This is a genomic window from Streptomyces lancefieldiae (assembly GCF_031845825.1).
GTDB classification, from domain to species: Bacteria; Actinomycetota; Actinomycetes; order Streptomycetales; family Streptomycetaceae; genus Streptomyces; species Streptomyces lancefieldiae.
The window spans coordinates 1-770 of sequence record NZ_JAVRFH010000256.1 but is presented as its reverse complement, the minus strand read 5'-3'; the positions used below and the strand labels follow the sequence as shown (position 1 = coordinate 770).

General features: G+C 73.9%; 1 protein-coding gene. It reads right to left on the bottom strand.

Features of this window, described 5'->3' with window-relative positions; all coding sequences use genetic code 11:
• Positions 1 to 770, bottom strand: a 770-nt coding sequence (locus RM812_RS41975; protein WP_311586256.1) for a type II secretion system F family protein, incomplete at both ends; no start/stop codon positions are given.

The following is a 770-nucleotide window of genomic DNA, read 5'->3' as shown; positions in this document are numbered from 1 at the left end:
AGCCGGTTCATCCACCAGAACAGGGCGATGACGGCGGCGACCAGCAGCAGCATGACGATCATCCCCAGGGGGGTTCCGTAGGGGGCGACCTGCTCCTTGTTGAAGGAGGAGGCGATGACGACCACGACGGTGATGGCGCAGATCCAGCGGACCGTGGTGCGGTGCTTGGCCCGGTGGGCCTCGGTGTCACGGCGGCGGCGGACGATGTCCTTGGTCCGGGCCGCCATGTCGGACAGGACATCGGCCAGGCCCGGGCCGCGGTCGCGGATGCGCAGCAGCAGGGCCGCGGCAACCAGGTCGGCCCGCGGGTCGCCCAGGGCCCGGGCGAACGCGGTCAGGGCCTCGCGCGGCTCCATGCGCGAGAGCAGCCGCACGGCAAGGTCGGCGACCTCCCGCTCGATCGCCTTGGGCGCGGTGCGCACCGACGTGGCGATCGCGTCCTCGATGCCGGTACCGGTCATGACCAGGTCGGACAGGCGCTGGGTCCACTGGGCGAGCGCTTCGAGGCGCTCGATCTGCTCGGTCGCGGCCCGGTTGGGGTTCAGCAGCCACGGCAGGAAGAACACCGCCAGAGCCGTGAGCAGCGCCGAGGGCAGCCAGCCGGTGACCGTCCAGGTGAGCATGGCTCCGCCAGCGGCGCCGGCGAGCTGCAGGCGCAGGACGCGGCGAGCCCGGGGCGGACGGGCGGTGCGGACCTTCACCGGGCGGGCGGCAGCCGGGGCGCGAGTGCCGCGCACCCCGGCGACGACCAGCAGCAGGCCGGCCACCGC